This window comes from Staphylococcus sp. HMSC070D05, from assembly GCF_001815595.1.
GTDB lineage: Bacteria > Bacillota > Bacilli > Staphylococcales > Staphylococcaceae > Staphylococcus > Staphylococcus hominis.
The window spans coordinates 1-1,256 of the sequence record NZ_KV821126.1; the positions used below are offsets into that span (position 1 = coordinate 1).

General features: G+C 33.9%; 1 protein-coding gene. It reads right to left on the bottom strand.

Translation table 11 applies throughout. The features are described from left to right. The coding region (locus tag HMPREF3046_RS05585; RefSeq protein WP_256278220.1) for a G5 domain-containing protein at nucleotides 1–1,256 on the bottom strand (1,256 nt) is incomplete at both ends.

The following is a 1,256-nucleotide window of genomic DNA, read 5'->3' on the forward strand; positions in this document are numbered from 1 at the left end:
TAATGTACGATTTCATCCACTGGATCTTTTGTTACTTTAGTTGTCGGTGTTCCTTCTCCTACTTTTTCACCAGTAGTTGGATTGACATAAATAGGTGTTGTTGTTGTTTTTTCTCCATTTTCACCTTTTTGTACGACTTCTTCTGTACCAGGCGCTAATTTTGGATCAAATTCACGTTTTGTTTCATACGGAATCTTTTCTGTTGTCGTTTCTGGTGTACCTTCTTGAGCTTTAGGAGTATAAGTTAATGTTGCGCCATCTAAGTCTGTTCTCATTACACCATCTGCGTAAGTTCCAGCATCACCATTTCCATACTGACTTGATGTTACTAAGAAATTATAACTATCTTTTTTATTTAACCCTAATTCTGACAAAGTAGCTGTCCATGTTTTACCAGCATAAGTTGCTGTAAATGTTTCATTTGAAGCATTATATTTTAAATTTACATTATTTAATTTTTGACCATAAAATTTACCATCGGAGTCGTTTGTTGTATTATCAGCATATTTAATGCCGTCAAATTTTGAATTATTAACATTGTCTCCCGGAGTGCCTGAACCTACTTTAGATGTCTTACCTTGGGCATCATTTTTCACAAAAGTAGCATATCCTTTGTATCCTTGGCCTGCTTGTTTTTCAGCTCTATCTAATGGATCATTATTGTAGTAACCTGTATCAATTCTGAAGCCAGCTGCATCAGCCATACCTTTTTCTCGTAAAATGCCGCCATCTTTTAAGTAAGTATTTGCATCATTCTTACTAAACATAAAGCCCCAACCATCAGCACCTGAAGTATTACTTTGATGATTATTAGCTACTCTAATATTAAAGTCGAAATCATTATCAAATGTAATTTGATTTTTAAATTGTACAGCACCTGATGTAGTCGTTCCAGCTGGTTGTCCATAATTAAATCTTGTTAAATTCTTAGCTTTTAAATCTGTAGGATTTTCTTCAATATCTACCCTTCCGTAAAATTCATAGTTGTCTCTTCCTCTTACTGTAGTAGCTGGCAAATTAATAGTAGATGTCTCATTAGTAGAATCGCTTGCTGGCATGCTATATAAGGACATAAACGCCGGTGCACTATTCAAGTTTAATTCTTCCGAAGATAATGAACTATTTAAATCATAGTTTGAGTTCAAAGCTTCAATCTTATTATCTTCACTTTTCTCAGAACCTTGAAGATTTAAATTTTCATCTGAAGAAACAGTATTTGTTATTTCTTCTGTATTTTCTTCACTTGTTGGCGCTTC